The sequence below is a fragment of the Saccharopolyspora sp. NPDC045839 genome, from assembly GCF_056431645.1.
This window is the reverse complement of the sequence record NZ_JBWKKH010000001.1, coordinates 301,436-318,002: the sequence shown is the minus strand read 5'-3', so window position 1 is coordinate 318,002 and position 16,567 is coordinate 301,436. Positions and strand designations below refer to the sequence as shown.

Sequence of the window (16,567 nt, the reverse complement as noted above, 5' to 3'; positions counted from 1 at the left end):
GGTCGCCGATGGTGAGAACTGGGTTCAGGCAGGTGGTCGGGTCCTGGCGAGACCTATAGTGATCTTCATGGGAGTGGGCGGCAAGGCTGGAGGCTGCGGGTATGTTCGGTACACCTACCGTCTGCGCCTGTCTAGCACCGCGCATCGTTGCTTGCTCGCCGAGTGGGACCGGTGCCGGTGGGTGTGGAACTCCTGCGTTGCCGCCTCTCGGAAGGCGCACCGCGATGGTGACAAGTGCGGTCCGGCATACCTGGACAAACAACTGACCGGCTGGCGTAGTGAACACCAGTGGCTCGCAGGCGGTGCGTCGGTGCCGCAGCAGCAGATCATTCGCGACTTCGCAAAGTCGCGCGCGAAGGCGTTCAAAGACATCAAGGACCGTCTTCCGATGCGGCAGCGCGCTGGGATGCCACGCTTCAAGAAGAAAGATGTCGCAGACCCGAGCCTGAACTACACATTGCGCGGATTCCGGATCAAGGATGGCCGTCTGCATCTAGCGGGCGCAATCGTCCTGACAGTGGTGTGGTCGCGCGAACTGCCCGCGCAACCTTCCTCGGTGCGGGTGTACCGGGACAGACTTGGACACTGGTACGCCTCGTTCGTCGTCGCCACCGAGGTTCAGCCACTACCCGATACCGGAAAGGCGATTGGAATCGACTGGGGCGTCACCGAGACCGCCACGACTACCAGTGACGACCACAACCTGCCGCACGCCGAGCACGGCAAACAAGCCGCTGCGAAACTGGCGCGGTATCAGCGAATGATGGCCCGACGCAGGCCGCCCAAGGGCAAAGCTGCGTCGAAAAGATACCGCAAGGCCAAGCGGCACGCTGCGAAACTGCACAAAAAGGTCTCCCGGAGGCGGCAGGACGCCGCCCGGAAGTGGGCCAAGCGTGTCGTAACCGACCACGACATGATCGCGGTCGAAGACTTCCGCCCCAAGTTCCTGGCAAAGACCACCATGGCCCGCAAAGCCGCTGACGCTGCGATCGCCGCGACGAAAACGGCCTTGATCGAGATGGGACGCAAACACGGCCGACGGGTTGTGCTGGTAGACCCGAAGAACACCACGAAGGACTGCGCGGAGTGCGGAGCGAGAACCAAGCACGCGCTCCCGCTGTCAGAACGCACCTACACCTGCACAGCGTGCGGACACAGCTCCCCGAGGGACAAGAACTCCGCACACGTGATGCTCGTCCGGGCTGGGCTGTACCCGGCTGGCGTTGAAGGCAGAAGACCTGATCGTCCGCAGGACGAAAAGGCGGCCTGAGTCAGAAATCCCCACTAGTGTCCGAAGACGAGGGACGAAGAGTCCCGCGCCCTCAGTCAGGGGAGCAGTCAATTTCGGGTCCAGCACCGCGTACAGGACGTCGACCACCAGGTTGACCAGCACGAACAGCAGCGAGGCGTACAGCACCACGCCCTGGATCAACGCGTAGTCGCGCTGGAACACCGCCTGGTAGGCGATCTGACCGATGCCGGGCCAGGAGAAGATCGTCTCGGTGATCACCGCGCCACCGAGCAGCAGGCCGAGCTGCAGCCCGATCACCGTGATCACCGGCAGCATCGAGTTGCGCAGGCCGTGCCGGACGGTCGTGACCAGCGGCGAGACGCCCTTCGCCCGGGCGGTCCGGATGAAGTCCTCGGCCAGCGTCTCCCGCATGCTGGACCGCGTCATCCGCATGATCACGCCGCAGGGGATGGTGGCCAGCGCGAGGGCCGGCATGGTCAGGTGCGCGAGGGAGGCGCGGAACATCGCCCAGTCCCCGGCGAGCAGCGAATCGACCAGGTTCAGGCCGGTGACCGCCGGCAGCGATTCGGCGGCGGGCAACCGGCCGGGGAACGGCAGCAGGTGCAGGTTCACGCCCAGCACCACCATGAAGATCATGGCCAGCCAGAAGATCGGCATGCTCACCCCGGCGACGGCGAACACCGACGCGACCTTGTCCAGCAGCGAGTGCGGCCTGCTCGCCGCCAGCGTGCCGAGGGCGATGCCGACCACCACGGCGATGAGCAGCGCCGCCAGCGTCAGCTCCAGGGTGGCGGGCAGCCGCGCGGCCAGTTCGGTGACCACCGGCCGACCGGACACGATGGACTCGCCGAGGTCGCCCTGCAGCGCCCGGCCGAGGAACAGCCAGTACTGCACGATGATCGGCTCGTCCAGGCCCATCTGGGCGCGCAGCTCGGCGATCTGCTCCGCCGTGGCGTTCTCGCCGAGGATGATCTGCGCCGGGTCGCCCGGGATCATCCGCACGGTGAAGAACACGATCGCGGAGACCCCGAGCAGCACGGGGATCAGTTGCCCGAGCCGCCGCGCGAGGTAGGTCAGCACGGCCCGGCACTTCCCCGGCGTCCGGCGGGTGGTACCCGCACCGCCACGCATAACGAGCCTGGAAAACGGCTCTCAGACGGTGAGGGCATCGAGGTCGTCCATGGCGATGTTGGTGCCGAAGCCGCGGATCGACGCGCGGAGCGCGACCGGCGGGCTGACGTAGGCGATTGGCAGCACCGGCACCTCGTCGTGCACGATGTGCTGGATCTCGGCGTAGAGGGCACGTTGCTTCCCCGCCTCGGCGGTAACCCTGGCCTCGGCGAGCAACGCGTCGACCTGCGAGTTCTGGTAGAAGGACAAGTTGGACGAGTTGGTCTCCGTCGCGCTGGCGCCGGCGTACCAGTAGTTCAGCGGGAAGTAGGAGTCCACGCCGATCGTGGTGCCGCCGAACATGGCGATGTCGTGCAGTCCCTTGCCGGTCCGCTCCACGTAGGTCGCCAGCTCGTAGGTGACGAGCTCCGCCGCGATCCCGACCGCGGCCAGGTTCGCCTGCACCGCTTGGGCGACGCCCTTGCCGTCCGGCAGGTACGGCCGGGCGGTGGACATGTACCAGAGCGTGGTGCGAAAACCGTTGGGCAGCCCGGCTTCGGCCAGCAGCCTGCGCGCCAGTTCCGGGTCGTACGGGTGCGGCCGGATCGACCGGTCGACGAACGCGGAGATCCCGTACAGCGGCGCGCCCGCCACCTCGGCCCCTTCGCCGAAGAAGTACCGCACGATCCGCGGCAGGTCGATCGCGTGCGCGATCGCCTTGCGCACCAAGGGGTTCCGGAACGGCTCGCGGCGGGTGTTCATGGCGAAGTAGCTGAAGCACTCCTGCGGGTGCTGGGTCACGGCGAATCCCGGGGTGTCGCGCAGCGCGTCGGCGTCCTGGGGCACGATGCCGTTGACGGCGGAGAGATCGCCGCCGACCAGCGCCGCCACCCGGGCCGTGCTGTCCGGGATGGGCGTGAGCACCACGGTGTTCAGCCGCCGCCCCGCGTCGCCCGGTCGCGTGCCCCACCAGGATTCGTTGCGGCGCAAGGTGAGCTTGCTGCCGCGCTGCCAGGATTCCAGCGCGAACGGGCCGGTGCCGACCGGCCGCTGCCAGAAGTTCTCCACGTCCCGCTGGATCGCGGTGGGCGAGGCGATGCCGAACTGCGCGCCGGCGAGCGTGGGGAGGAACGGCCCGTAGGGTTCCCGGAGGTCGAACCGCACCGCGTGCGGGCCGGTCTTCTCGATCCCGGCGATCACCGACTTCTCGTCGAAGCCGCCGAACAGGTTCTTGTAGTAGGCGAACTTGCTGCTCTGCGGGCCGCCGCCGCGGTGGTAGGGGTGCCCGGCCTCCCGCCAGCGCCGGAAGTTGAACACCACGGCGTCGGCGTCGAACGGCGTTCCGTCGTGGAAGCGCACGCCCTCGCGGAGCGCGAAGGTGTACTGCCGGCCGCCGTTCTCGGGTTCCGGCACCGCATTCGCCAGCGCCGGCAGCAGCTTTCCGTCCGGGGCGTAGCGCAGCAGCGAGTCGAAGATCTGGTGCACGACCGCGTAGGACTCGCTGTCGGTCTGGTTCATCGGGTCCAGGGAGACGGCGTCCGAGCTCCGGCCGTAGACGAACACGTCGCCGGCGGCCCTGGCCGAAGCCCCGCAGCCGGCGGTGCCGAGCAGCACCGCCCCGGCCCCGGCCAGCTGGAGCACGCCGCGGCGGGTCAGCGTCGGGCCGGTCGAGGTGCGCTGGTGCGTCATCGCCGCTCCCTTCCTTGGTCCTCAGTGCACGGACCGATGCCGGTGCGGCGGCACGATGTCCGCCGCCGTCCGGATCGGGCGCGTGGTTCCCGGGTGCGCTGCGGCCGCAGGCCGATTCCGGGCACCTGGTGCGGTTTCCGGTGTTCCAGGAGCGGAACCGGTTGCGGCGCCCGCGCATCGTCCAGCAGATCCAACTTCGCGAACCCCTTGATCTCGCTTCGAGCTGGTCTAGAGTGTGGACTCGCCCGCGAATGCGGGAGATCATTCGCTCGATACGCTCATTTTCGGCCCGCAGAGAGCGAGAAACGTGCATCAGGACTTCTCCGAGGACGACTTGGCGCTCATCCACGCGCTGCAGTTGTGGCCTCGCGCACCGTGGGCAGCGCTGGCCCCGACGCTCGGCGCGTCGCCCACGGCGCTGGCGCAGCGCTGGGCCCGGCTCCGCGAAGCGGGACTGGCCTGGATCACCGCGTATCCCGAGTACGGCGAGCTTTCCGGCGGCGCGATGGTGGCCCTGGTCGAGATGAACTGCGCCCCGGGCGCGGTGGACGACGTGGCCCGGAGGCTGGAGCGCACGCACCGCGTGCACAACATCGACCACGCCGCGCGTGGACTGGACCTGTTGCTGACGGTCTCCGCCGGCTCGTTCGGCGAACTCTCCGCGCTGCTGCTGGACGAGCTGCCGAAGCTGCCCGGCGTGGCGTCGCTGCACTCCCACATCGGCACCAAGCGGCACATCGAGGGCAACCAGTGGCAGCTGGACGCGCTGGACCGCGCGCAGCGGGAGGCGATCCTGCAAGCGGGCCGCGCCGAGCGGGACCGGTCCAGCGAACCGATCTACCTGAGATCCAAGGTCTTCGCCCCGCTCGTGTCCGAGCTCGCGCACGACGGCCGGGCCACGGCGGCGGAACTGGCCGAGCGGCTCGACCGGCCGACTTCCACGGTGCGCCGCCAGCTGACCGCCCTCCTGCGGTCCCGGGCGCTGCGACTGCGCTGCGAAGTCGCCCAGTTGCACCCGGTGGCCGATCGCGGTGATCTGGTGGTGCCGGCTGCCGAACAGCGCGTTGCCCGCGGCGGTGTCCCGGTTGCGCGAGGACTCGCGGGTGCGGTTGTGCATGTCGGTCACGGGTTCGGCGAACCTCGTGGTGAACGCGTGGACGGCGGACATGGGCGACCTGATGAACATGCAGGACACCCTCGAACGGCTGCTGCCCGCGGGCGGGATCGTGAACAGCTCGGTGATCCTGCGGACCCGGAAGCGGGTGGGCTGGCTGATGCATCCGGACGGCCGCTGCACGGGCGAGGTCATCCCGCTTCCCGGCCCGGCGGCGGACACCCCGGCCTGAGGGCGGTGGCCGGTGGTCCACTGCGGATACCGGCGCACGTCGACGGCGAGAGGCGAGGTCAGGCGGCCGGAAGCCGCCCGGCCTGCGTTGGGTGGCGTTTCAGAATCCGGGTGCGGGCACGTGCGGGACGTGGCCGCACCCGGACGCAGGGCGGGCGATTTCGCGCGAAATCACCGCCGGTGTCAGGCGCGGGGCGCTCTCGGGGCGAGCCTTTCCGAAACGGCCCCTCAGACGGGCACGCCATCACGATCGAACGTGATGGCGTGCCCGCGCGACCGGTCACGGCGCCGCTATCCCGGCGGTGACCGAGCCTCGCGCCGCACGACGGGCCGGGATGACCGCGGCGAGCGGCGCCGCCAGGACCGCGGCCCCCAGCAGCACCCCGAGCCGGCCCCACGGCAGCACGAACAGCACCGGCTCGGCGTCGGTCGACGCCACCTGCGCGATCAGCCATGCCGAGCCGATGCCGACGAACAGCCCGCACGCCGCGCCGAGCAGCGCGACGAAGACCGATTCCGCGGCGAGGGCGGCGCTGAGGCCGCCCCGGGTCAGGCCGAGCGCGCGGAGCAAGGCCGACTCGCGAGTCCGCTCCAGGACGGACAGCGAGAGCGTGTTGGTGATGCCCGCGAACGCGATCAGCACGGCCAGCGCGGTCAGCGCCCACAGCAGGTCCAGCGTGCTGCGCAGCGGCGCGGAAAGCTCGTCCTTGAGCTCGTCGACGCTGCGCAGCTGGGCCAGTGGCGCGCCGGAGAGCGCATTCTCCAGCGCCAGCCGGACCTGGTCGTGGTCGGCGTCCGCCGCCAGCTTGACCAGCACGCTGTCGTCGTAGCCGCCCTCGCCCATGGTGATCGCGGACTGCTGCCCGAGATCGACCATGGCGAGCCCGGTGTCGGCGCCCGCGGCGCTGACACCGTCGTAGACCGCGACGACCCGCAGCGGGACCGGGCGGTTCCGGGGCCCGGCCTGGACGGTGTCGCCGACCGCCAGGCCCGTCTCCTCGGCGAGCTGCTTGCTCACGGCCAGCTCTCCCGGCCCTAGCCGGTCGAGGCGGCCGGACAGCACCACCGGCCGCAACAGGCTGCCCACGGCGTCGCCGCGCACGGCGATCATCCCGTAGCCGCCGTATTTCCCGAGGTCGCCTGAGAACGACTGGCGGAGGGCCGCGTCCGCGACGCCGGGAACTGCGGCGAGGGTGTCCGCGAGCGCGGGAGGCAGCGGCTTGGTGGCGACCACCGACGTGACGGTGAAGTCGGCCCCCAGCTGCTGGTCGAGGCTGCGGTCCCGGCCCGCCTCGACGCCCGCCGTCACCGTGGTCACGAGCGAGACGACGGCGAGACCGATCGTGAGCGCGGCGGCGCTGGCCGCGGTGCGCTTCGGGTTGCGGTCGGCGTTGAGCGCGGCCAGCCTCGCGGACTGTCCGAAGATCGGAGCGCAGACCACGCCCACCGCCCGCGCCACCGGGCCGACCACCAGCGGCCCCGCGGCCAGCGCCGCGCCCAGCAGCGCGGTCATGGCCACGACGGACAGCACCGCACCGGTCTCAACCTCGGAGCCCAGCGCTAGCGCGGCCGTGCCGAAACCCGCCACCAGCAGCGCGATCGTGACGGCCGCTCGCGGCCGCCCGGCGCGGGCGGACTTGCCGTCCACCGGCGTCCGCAGCGCCTCGACAGGAGCGGCGCGGGTCGCCGACCAGGCCGGGATCGCCGCGGCGAGCACCGTCACCAGCACCCCGATCGCCATGGACGCGACGACCGTCCGCGCGGTCAGCGGGACGTGAACGTCCCCGCCGGCGATCGCCTGCAGCGCGGCGGCGACGCCGAGCCCGCCCAGCAGGCCCGCCGCGGACGCGACCGCGCCCACCACCACGGCTTCGGCGAGCAACCCCGAGAACACCTGCCGCTTCCCGGCCCCGATGCACCGCAGCAACGCCAGCTCCCTGGTGCGCTGCGCGACGAGGATCGTGAACGAGTTGGCGATCACCATCGCGGCCACGACCATCGCGAGCACCGCGAAGGCGGTGAAGAACTTCGTCAGGCCGGCCGAGTCCGACGGGGTCTCGCGCAGCAGCTGCGCGGCGGCCTCCTGCCCGGTCACCACGGAGATGCCGCGCCCGCCCACCGCTTGCGCGAGATCGGCGACGAGCTGCTGCTGACCGATGCCCGGCGCCGCGCGCACGACGATCTCGCCGAACTCCTCCTCCTTCGACAGCCTGCCCAGGGCCTCGGGCAGCAGCACCAGGTCGCCGGCCCCGATTCCGGCATCCGCGGGCCGGGCGAACGTGCCGACCAGCGTGAAGGTGTGCTGTCGGCCGTCCTGGTCGAGGACGGTCACGGGATGTCCCAGCGCGTAGTCCGCGGCGGTGTCCTGCTCCATCGCGATTTCGTTCGCGCTGCTGGGAAAACGCCCATCGGCGAGGTCGAACGGACGCAGCTGCTCGTCGGCGGCCAGGGCGGTGGCGGCGGCGTCCCTCGGGCGGCCTGCGGCGTCCCGGAGGGGAGCGCTCACCGTGGAGCGACCCTCCGCCGCGGCGACGCCGGGCACCTGCCGCACCTTCGACAGCACCTCGCCGTCGAGCTCGGCCCCGCGCGTCGCGTCGATCGATGCGTCGACCCCGCGGGTCTCGAAGGCGATGGCTTGGCGGAGCCCGACGCCGACGGCGTCGGAGAGCACGAGCGATCCGGCGACGAAAGCCACGCCGACGGCGATGGCGACGGCCGAGAGCAGCAGCCGACGCGGCCGGGCCGCCAGCCCGGCGATGGCGGTTCGCAGCATCACGCCTCCAGCCTGGTGAGCGCCGCGAGCACGGTCTCGGCGGTCGGGCGTTCGAGGTGTGCGGCGATGCGGCCGTCGGCCAGGAGCACCCCGCGGTCGGCGTAGGACGCCGCGACCGGGTCGTGCGTCACCATCACGACCGTTTGCCCGAGCTCGCGGACCGACGTGCGCAGGAACCCGAGCACCTCCGCGCCCGAGCGCGAGTCGAGGCTGCCCGTCGGCTCGTCGGCGAACACCACGTCCGGCCGGCCCACCAGGGCGCGGGCGCACGCCACCCGCTGCTGCTGGCCGCCCGAGAGCTCGCCCGGCTTGTGCCGCAGCCGCGACCGCAGGCCAAGCGCGTCGACGACCGCGGTGAACCACGCCCGGTCCGGTGCGCGGCCCGCGAGCCGGAGGCCGAGCAGGATGTTCTCCTCCGCGGTCATGGTCGGCAGCAGGTTGAAGGACTGGAACACGAACCCGATCCGGTCCCGCCGCAGCCGGGTCAGCGCGGCGTCGGACAACCCGGTGAGTTCGGTCCGCCCGATGCGGACCCGCCCGGAGTCCACGGTGTCCAGTCCGGCGAGGCAGTGCATGAGCGTGGACTTGCCGGAGCCGGACGGGCCCATGATCGCCGTGAAGCGGTGCGCCGGGAAGTCGAGGGACACGCGGTCCAGCGCGCGCACCGCCGTGTCGCCGCGACCGTAGACCTTCACCGCGTCCGCCACGCCTGCTGCGACGTGACCGTCCATTGTGTTCCTTCGCATCGGCTCCCCTGGACTTCGAGGGCGGTCGCCCGCCGCGGCCGCCTCGGTGATCGTGGCGGGCGGCGCCTGAGCGGTTCCTGAAACGACCTGAAGAACGCTTCAGGTACCGCACCGCGGGTCTGGGAAGATCGGTCTCATGCGGGTGCTCGTGGTGGAGGACGAGAGGCGGCTGGCCGAGACGCTCCAGTGGGGGCTGGAGGCCGACGGCTACGCCGTGGACCTCGCCCACGACGGCGTGGAGGGACTGGAGCTCGCGCAGCTGTACCCCTACCAGGTGATCGTGCTGGACATCATGCTGCCGAAGCTCAACGGCTACCGCGTCTGCGCCGCCCTGCGGGAACGCGGCGTGAGCACGCCGATCCTCATGCTCACGGCCAAGAACGGCGAGTACGACGAGGCCGAGGCGCTCGACACGGGGGCCGACGACTTCCTGAGCAAGCCGTTCTCGTACGTGGTGCTCACCGCGCGGCTGCGCGCCCTCACCCGCCGGGGCGCGGCCGGTGCGGCCGCGGCGCTGGCGTTCGGTGACCTGGTGCTCGACCCCGCGAAGCGGACGTGCCGGCGCGCGGGGCAGCCGGTGGCGCTGACCGCGAAGGAGTTCGCGGTGCTCGAATGCCTGCTGCGGCACAAGAGCCAGGTGGTCGCCAAGCACGAGATCCTGGAGCAGGTGTGGGACCTGGCGTACCGGGGCGACCCGAACATCGTCGAGGTCTACGTGAGCGCGCTGCGGCGGAAGCTCGACGCGCCGTTCGGGCGCCGCACCATCGCCACGGTGCGCGGCGTCGGTTACCGGCTGGTGTCGGATGAATAGGTGGTGGACGGTGTCGGTGCGGCGGAGCACGGCCCTGTCGGCGGCGCTGCTGTGCACGTTCGTGTTCACGCTGGGGTGGCTGGGGACGCGCGAGTTCCTGAGCAAGCAGCTGACCGACGAATCGGTGAACGCGACGCGAACCGGGCTGGACCGGATGGTCGCCGCTTACCGCGTCGGGTCCCTGGGCGGCGGGCGGGCCGCGCTGGCCGCGGCGATCCAGTCCGGCGGCGCGATGTTCGAGGTCGTCGCGGACTCCGGGGAGGCGGTGGTGAGCAGCGAGGAGCTGCGCAGCCTGGACCCGGCGTGGGCGCCGCTGCCGCCTGCGCCGGCCGGGGTGCCGGCCGGCTGGACGACCACGACGAGCGCGACGCTGCGGCCCGGCGACCATCCGCATTGGCGCGAGTACCGCACGTACACCGTGCTGGGCCGCGTGGTCGAGGACGTGCCGGCGGATCTGGTGGAGCCCACCGGCCGCGAAGGGTACACATTGGACGCAGAGCTGGAGGGCGCGGACCCGGCGAAGCGCCAACGGCTCACGGTGTACCTGTTCGTGCCGCCCTGGAACGCGCTCGGCACGCTGGGCAACTTCGACGACACCCTGGCGATCTTCGTCCCGCTCGCGGTGCTGCTCACGGCCCTGGCGGCGTGGTTCGCGGCCGGGCGCGCGCTGCGACCCGTGGAGGCGATCCGCCGGGAGCTCGCCGAGGTCAGCGAGAGCCGGCTCGACCGGCGCGTGCCGGTGCCCCGATCACGCGACGAGGTGGCCCGGCTGGCGCGCACGACGAACGCGACCCTCGACCGCCTGCAGCGCGCGTACGACCAGCAGGAACGCTTCGTCGCCGACGCCAGCCACGAGCTGCGCAGCCCGCTCGCGAACCTGCGGGCCGGCCTGGAGGTCGCGCTCGCGCACCCGGACCGGGCGGACTGGCCCGGCATAGCCCACCGGTCGCTGCTCGACGTCCAACGCCTGCAGCGCATCACCGCGGACCTCCTGCAGCTTGCCGTCGGACCGGACGGGCAGCCGGAGCCGTCGGCGGTCGTCGACCTCGCGGATGTGGTGACGGAGCAGGTCGCCGAGCGCTCGTTCGACCCCGTCGGTCCGGCGGTGAGTTCCATTGTGGACGGACCGGCGCCGGTGGTGGGAGAACCGGTGCAGCTCGAACGCCTGCTGCGGAACCTCCTGGACAACGCGGTGCGCCACGCGAGCTCCGTCGTCACCGTGCGAGTCGGCCGGCAGGCGGACGAGGTCGTCCTGGAAGTCCTCGACGACGGACCCGGAATCCCGGTCGAGGACCGCGAAAGGATCTTCGACCGCTTCGCCCGCCTCGACGACGCGCGCACGCGAGACGCGGGAGGTTCGGGCCTCGGCCTGACGCTCGCCCGAGACATCGCCACCCGGCACGGCGGCACCCTCCGGGCGGAGGACGTCGAAGCGGGAGCCAGGCTGGTCGCGACGCTGCCCTCCGCCGAGCAGGCGGAACCCGAATCACCGGCCTGAGCTGCAACACTTAGCGCAAGGGCAAAGTGTTGGTTCGTGCGGCCGGCGGCTGTGGCCGCACCGGGTTGGTCATCGCCTCGATGGATTCCCGCGCCGCTGCAGGCGGTAACCCTGCGGGGAGACGCCGAATTCACGTTTGAACGCCTTGGTGAACGCGAAATCGGAGGTGTAGCCGGCGCGTCGGGCTACGGCGCCGACCGGGGCGTCGGTGGTGCGCAGCTCTCGCGCTGCCAGCGTCATCCGCCACCACGTGAGGTAGGTGAGCGGCGGCATGCCGACGAGGTTCTTGAACTTCGAGGCGAAGGTTGCGCGGGAAAGTCCGCAGGATCGAGCCAGCGACTCCACGGTCCAGGCCGCTTCGGGTCGGCCGTGGATGGTGCGCAACGCGGCGAGGATCGTCGGGTCGTTCAACGCGGTTGCCCAGAGCCTGTCGGCAGCGTTGTTCTCGATCCACTCGCGGATGATCAGGAGCAGGAGGGCGTCGATCAACGCGGGGACGATCACGTCGGCACCATGCCTTGCGCCTGCGAGTTCTGCGCCGAGGAGATCCACGGCCTGGCGCAGCGAGGTGTGCGCTCCGGCGATCGCCGGCAGGTGGATGACCGGTGGAAGTTCCAGGAGGAGCGGGTGGGTACGCCCGCGGTCGAGGAAGTAGGCGGCGCAGAGGGTCTCGGTGACCGCGCCGTCGTCGCCGGGGTCGATGTAGTCGTTCTGCCCTTCGTCGCGCTCGGCGAGGTCGAAGTCGACCGTCGGAGTCCCGGGCCGATCCGTCAGTGCGTACGTGCACTGCTGAGGAACGAGGACGACGTCACCGGGGGAGAGCGCGACCGGCGCTGATCCGGCGACGGTGAGCCAGCAAGTGCCGCGCAGGACGACGTGACAACCGGCCGCCTCGGCCGTCGAGAAACGAACGCCCCACGGCGCCTGGCTTCGCCTGCGGGCGGCGTGGGGGCGCCCGGTGCGCATTGCGGTGAGCACGTCGCTCAGGACATCCATTTCGCGAACCTAGCCGATCGTCTCGGCCGGCCGGAGTTCTCGGACGATCGGATAGGTGGTCCAGACGCATGGCCATTCTGCGTCCGGTCGATGCCGCTTACGTTCGTGGCCAAGGACGAGTGACGGAGGTAGCGAATGCACATCGGTGTGATCGGAGCGAGCGGCAACATCGGGACGCGCGTCGTCGACGAGGCCCTGTCCCGCGGGCACGTGGTGCGGGCGTACAGCCGAAACGCCGACGGCATGGCAGCGGACCGGCCGAACATCACCTGGGCGAGCCTGGACGTCCTCGACGCCGACGCCATCGCCCGGGCCCTGCCGGGCCTCGACGTCCTGATCAGCGCGTTTCAACCCGGGAACGCCGCTCGCGACTTCCATGACACCGTGCGGCGGTCGATCGCCGACCCAGCGGTGTACGCGAACGCGGCGCGAGCACTCCTCACCGCGCTCGACCGGCACCCTCGAACGCGGCTGATCGTCGTCGGCGGCGCGGGGAGCCTGGAGACGGAGCCGGGCGTCGTGCCGGCCGACGGCAACGACGACGTACTCGGAGAAGGGCTGGCGGAGATCGGCCTTCCCCGGGAGTACGCCGCAGCCGTCAGAGGACACCGCGACGCCCTCAACGAGTACCGGCTGTCGAACCGCCGGTGGACCTACTTCAGCCCGGCGGCCGAGATCGCTCCCGGGGAGCGAACCGGACGCTTCCGGATCGGCGGGGACCAACTGATCACCGACGCCGACGGGCGGAGCCGGATCTCGTTCGAGGACGCCGCGATCGCCCTGGTGGACGAGGCCGAACTGCCGAAGTTCGTGCAGCGGCGCTTCACCATCGGCTACTGAACGGAAGCGACCACGTGGTCGGGGATCGAGCGGCTGGTCTCCGGGAAGCGGCAGCGGTTCTCCGGCATTGAGCTTTTTCCGTGCTCTGTGCCGACTGAGGGGCGTCGGGTCGGTCGCGGGTGTGCACCTCTACCATTCCGTGGGTGGCCGCCTACGACGATCTCGACGTGTTCGAGCACCTGGACCCCTCGACCCTGCCGCTGCGCCAGCAGCGAATCCTGGTCACCATCCGGGACTGGGTGATACGGCACGGGTACTCGCCGAGCACTCGGCAGATCGGCGACGCCGTCGGCCTCCGGTCGTCCTCGTCGGTGTCGAAGCACCTGGCGAGCCTGGAGGAGAAGGGTTTCCTCAGGCGCAGCAACACGATGTCCCGGCCGATCGACGTGCGCGCGTTCCTCCGGGAACCGTCCACACGGGAGTCCGCCGAGCACTCGGTGCCCGTGCCGGTGGTCGGCGACATCGCCGCCGGTACGCCCATCCCGGCGGTGGAGCACGTCGACGACGTGCTGACCCTGCCCCGCGAGCTCACCGGGCGCGGCAACGTCTTCGGCCTCCGGGTGCGCGGTGACTCGATGATCGACGCCGCGATCTGCGACGGCGACATCGTCGTGGTGCGCCAGCAGTCCGAGGCCCATTCGGGCCAGATCGTCGCCGCGATGATCGACGACGAGGCCACCGTCAAGGTGTACCGCCGCCGCAACGGCCACGTGTACCTCGAACCGCGCAACCCGGCTTACGAGGTCATCGACGGCGACAAGGCGGCCGTGCTGGGCACGGTCGTCTCGGTGCTGCGCAGCGTCTAGTAGTTCCCGTCTCCGGCCCGTTTTCCGTGGCGGTGCCGGTTGCGGAACCTCAGAGGTCTTGAAAACCGCCTCTATGGCTCCGGCGCGTTCATCGCCGGCGGGGATCCCGGGCGAGGGCGAAGCCGCTCGCCGCTGCGGCGAGCAGCAGCGCGGAGCCGAGGAGGTAGACGGCGGTGATGCCGAGCGCGTCGGCCAGGAGACCGCCGAGGAGGAGGCTCACGAGCCTGCCCGCCTGGAACAGCGAGTCCAGGGCGGCGAAGACGCGCCCCCGCACCGTCTCGTCGGCGTGGGTCTGCACCAGGCTGGTGAAGGCGATGGTTCCCGTCGAGGTGCCCAGGCCGTAGAGCAGCAGCGACGCGGCGGCCAGAACGGGCCATGTCGTCACGGCCAGCAGCACGTTGACCAGGCCGCGCAACCCGAAGGCGGCGAACACGACGTTCGGGCCGACGCGGCCGCGCAAGGTCCGGGTCAGCAGGACGGGACCGGCGACGGCGCCGACGGCGATCGCCGCCAGCAGCCACCCGAAACCCTGCGGGCCGAGGCCGAGCCGCTCCCGGGCGAGGACGACGAGCAGGGCGCTGATGGCCCCGGCCGACAGCGCGGCGAGCAGCTGCGCGGCGGCCAGCGCCCGCAGCAGCCGGTCGGCGACGAGCAGGCGCGCGCCGTCGAGGGAGTCGCGCAGCCAGCCCCGGGTGATCGCGGCGGCGCGATGACCGGGCACGGCCATCCCGGCGAGCAGCACGGCGCTGGCGGCGAAGGAAGCGGCGTTGACCCAGAACGCGACGGCGAAGCCGGCCGCCGCGGCGAGCACTCCGGCCAGCGGTGCGAGCGCGATCTGGGCGATGATGGCGGTCGTCCAGACGCCGGAGTTGGCGGCGACGAGCTCGCGCTCGCCGACCAGCGCGGGCAGCAGGCTGTTGGCGGCGGGGTTGAAGAACACCGCGGCGGCGGAGAGCGCGAACGCGATCGCGTAGATCGCGAACACGTGAGCATCGACCAGGGGCAGCGTCGCGGCGAGGGCCACGCGGACCAGATCCGCCGCGATCATGATCCGCCGCCGGGGCCAGCGGTCGACGACGAAACCCGCCAGGGGAGCCAGCAGCAGCACGGGCAGGACGTCGGCGATCACCACTCCGGCCACACCCGTTCCGGAGCCGGTTCGGTCCAGCACCAGCAGGAGCAGCGTCACCCCGGCCAGGACATCCCCGGCGCGCGAGATCGCCGCGGCGGCCCACCACCGCCGGTAGACCGGGCGCGCGAGCAACGCCCGCACCGTGATCCGGTCGTGTTCCGCCGCTGGCATCGCGCGCCGGGCTGTCCGGTCCCTACCGGGTGTCGCGGGGATGCGGTCGCGGTGCGAGGACTTCCGCGACCGGCCTGGTCTCCGCGTTCGCGGCGCGCACCGCCTCGGCCACGATCTCGTGGTCCGGCGAGAGGATGCAGACCGGGTCGGTGCGCGCCGCGTCGCCGGTGAGCAGGAACGCCTGGCAGCGGCAGCCGCCGAAGTCGATCTCGCGGCGCGGGCAGCCGCGGCACGGCTCGGGCATCCAGCCGGTGCCGCGGAAGCGCTGGAACAGCGGCGATTCCGCCCAGATCCACGCCAGCGACTTCTCGCGCACGTTCACGCGCGGCAGCGGCAGCGTGTGGGCGGCGGGGCACGGCAGGGCGTCGCCGTTGGGCACCACGGTGAGCTGCAGCTTCCCCCAGCCGCCCATGCAGGGCTTGGGGAAGTCGAGGTAGTAGTCGGGGAGGATGTAGGTGAGCTCCGCCCGCCCCTCCAGGCGCTTCCGCGCGGCGCGCACCACCTGCTCCGCCCGCTCCACCTGCGTCCTGCTGGGCAGCAGCGCGGCGCGGTTGTGCAGGCCCCAGCCGTAGTACTGGGTGTTGGCGAGCTCGATGCGGTCGGCGCCCAGCCGCTCGACCAGCGCGATGATGTCGTCGATCCGGTCGATGTTCTGCCGGTGCAGGACGACGTTCACCGTCAGCGGCCAGCCCAGGTCCTTCACGGTCCGGGCCGCCGCGATCTTGCGGTCGAAGGACGGAGTGCCCGCGATGCGGTCGGACAGGGCCGCTTCGTGGGCCTGGACGCTGATCTGCACGTGGTCGAGACCGGCGGCCCGAAGCTGCTCCGCCCGGCGCGGCGAGAGGCCGATCGCGCTGGTGATGAGGTTGGTGTACAGGCCCAGCTCGGCGGCGGTGCGCGCGATCTCCACCAGGTCCCGGCGCTGGAGCGGCTCCCCGCCGGAGAGGTGCAGCTGCACCACGCCGAGCTCGCGCGCCTCGGTCAGCACCCGGCTCCACTCCGCCGTGGTCAGCTCGTCGCCGTAGTCGGCGAGCTTGAGCGGATTGGAGCAGTACGGGCAGTGCAGCGGGCAGGCGTAGGTGAGCTCGGCCAGCAAACCGAACGGTCTAGTCATCGTCGGCCTCCACGCACCGTTTGGCGGCGAGGCGGGTGAGGAACTGCGCCACCTCGTCGTCGGCCACGTGGTCGTAGCGTGAGCTCAGCTTCGCCACGATCTCGGCGACCGTCCGCTGCCCATCGCACAGGTCGAGGATGGCCGCGCCGGTCGTGTTCAGGACCGTCACCGACTCCGGCCCCAGCAGCATGTACCGCTTGCGGGCCCGGTCGAACCCCAAGCGCACGTGCGGCGCCAGCCGGGGCCGGCTCGAGGGTCGCACCGCCGTGCTCATCGCGGTCCCG

Annotated in this window: 13 protein-coding genes and 1 pseudogene; 6 read left to right on the top strand and 8 right to left on the bottom strand. The window is 71.4% G+C overall.

Annotation, left to right across the window (positions count from 1 at the left end; all coding sequences use genetic code 11):
• Window positions 1–67: 67 nt before the first annotated feature.
• Window positions 68–1,135, top strand: a pseudogene (locus AC07EQ_RS01535) (RNA-guided endonuclease InsQ/TnpB family protein); the annotation flags it as partial.
• Here AC07EQ_RS01535 and AC07EQ_RS01530 read toward each other — a convergent pair.
• Both AC07EQ_RS01530 and AC07EQ_RS01525 read right to left on the bottom strand, forming a co-directional pair.
• Entirely contained in the window at window positions 1,121–2,332 is a 1,212-nt protein-coding gene (locus tag AC07EQ_RS01530) for an ABC transporter permease (RefSeq protein WP_478385985.1), read from the bottom strand. The pseudogene AC07EQ_RS01535 and the gene AC07EQ_RS01530 overlap by 15 nt on opposite strands.
• A 72-nt stretch (window positions 2,333–2,404) precedes the next feature.
• Window positions 2,405–4,051 (bottom strand): ABC transporter substrate-binding protein, encoded by a 1,647-nt coding sequence (locus tag AC07EQ_RS01525; RefSeq protein ID WP_478385984.1) that lies wholly within the window; start codon window positions 4,049–4,051, stop codon window positions 2,405–2,407.
• A 307-nt stretch (window positions 4,052–4,358) separates the two neighbouring features.
• Here AC07EQ_RS01525 and AC07EQ_RS01520 point away from each other — a divergent pair, with 307 nt between their 5' ends.
• Window positions 4,359–5,702, top strand: a complete 1,344-nt coding sequence (locus AC07EQ_RS01520; RefSeq protein WP_478385983.1) for an Lrp/AsnC family transcriptional regulator — start codon at window positions 4,359–4,361, stop codon at window positions 5,700–5,702.
• Here the strand turns inward: AC07EQ_RS01520 and AC07EQ_RS01515 are convergent.
• On the bottom strand, window positions 5,677–8,169 hold the full coding sequence (locus AC07EQ_RS01515; protein ID WP_478385982.1) for an ABC transporter permease: 2,493 nt from the start codon (window positions 8,167–8,169) through the stop codon (window positions 5,677–5,679). The two genes, AC07EQ_RS01520 and AC07EQ_RS01515, sit on opposite strands and share 26 nt — an antisense overlap.
• Entirely contained in the window at window positions 8,169–8,900 is a 732-nt protein-coding gene (locus tag AC07EQ_RS01510; RefSeq protein ID WP_478386230.1) for an ABC transporter ATP-binding protein, read from the bottom strand. The genes AC07EQ_RS01515 and AC07EQ_RS01510 overlap by 1 nt, the downstream gene beginning before the upstream one ends.
• Before the next feature lie 151 nt (window positions 8,901–9,051).
• Between AC07EQ_RS01510 and AC07EQ_RS01505 the strand changes: the two genes are divergently transcribed.
• Both AC07EQ_RS01505 and AC07EQ_RS01500 read left to right on the top strand, forming a co-directional pair.
• On the top strand, window positions 9,052–9,726 hold the full coding sequence (locus AC07EQ_RS01505; RefSeq protein WP_478385981.1) for a response regulator transcription factor: 675 nt from the start codon (window positions 9,052–9,054) through the stop codon (window positions 9,724–9,726).
• Window positions 9,719–11,224 (top strand): sensor histidine kinase, encoded by a 1,506-nt coding sequence (locus AC07EQ_RS01500; protein WP_478385980.1) that lies wholly within the window; start codon window positions 9,719–9,721, stop codon window positions 11,222–11,224. The genes AC07EQ_RS01505 and AC07EQ_RS01500 overlap by 8 nt, the downstream gene beginning before the upstream one ends.
• Before the next feature lie 69 nt (window positions 11,225–11,293).
• Here AC07EQ_RS01500 and AC07EQ_RS01495 read toward each other — a convergent pair whose 3' ends face one another.
• A complete protein-coding gene (locus AC07EQ_RS01495; protein ID WP_478385979.1) occupies window positions 11,294–12,220 on the bottom strand; it encodes an AraC family transcriptional regulator in 927 nt (308 codons plus the stop codon).
• A 135-nt stretch (window positions 12,221–12,355) separates the two neighbouring features.
• On the opposite strand from AC07EQ_RS01495, the gene AC07EQ_RS01490 reads away from it, so the two are divergent.
• Together AC07EQ_RS01490 and lexA are read left to right on the top strand one after the other, a co-directional pair.
• Window positions 12,356–13,060, top strand: a complete 705-nt coding sequence (locus AC07EQ_RS01490; protein ID WP_478385978.1) for an NAD(P)-dependent oxidoreductase — start codon at window positions 12,356–12,358, stop codon at window positions 13,058–13,060.
• 143 nt (window positions 13,061–13,203) lie between these two features.
• On the top strand, window positions 13,204–13,866 hold the full coding sequence (gene lexA, locus AC07EQ_RS01485) for a transcriptional repressor LexA (protein ID WP_478385977.1): 663 nt from the start codon (window positions 13,204–13,206) through the stop codon (window positions 13,864–13,866).
• 88 nt (window positions 13,867–13,954) lie between these two features.
• Here lexA and AC07EQ_RS01480 read toward each other — a convergent pair whose 3' ends face one another.
• From AC07EQ_RS01480 to pqqD, 3 genes are read right to left on the bottom strand one after another with little or no spacing between them, the layout of a single operon-like run.
• Window positions 13,955–15,169: an MFS transporter gene (locus AC07EQ_RS01480; RefSeq protein ID WP_478385976.1), complete on the bottom strand. Its 1,215-nt coding sequence runs from the start codon at window positions 15,167–15,169 to the stop codon at window positions 13,955–13,957.
• 22 nt (window positions 15,170–15,191) lie between these two features.
• Complete coding sequence (gene pqqE / locus AC07EQ_RS01475) at window positions 15,192–16,283, bottom strand: pyrroloquinoline quinone biosynthesis protein PqqE (protein ID WP_478385975.1); 1,092 nt, start codon at window positions 16,281–16,283, stop codon at window positions 15,192–15,194.
• Window positions 16,276–16,545, bottom strand: a complete 270-nt coding sequence (gene pqqD, locus AC07EQ_RS01470; RefSeq protein ID WP_478385974.1) for a pyrroloquinoline quinone biosynthesis peptide chaperone PqqD — start codon at window positions 16,543–16,545, stop codon at window positions 16,276–16,278. The genes pqqE and pqqD overlap by 8 nt, the downstream gene beginning before the upstream one ends.
• Window positions 16,546–16,567 lie beyond the last annotated feature (22 nt).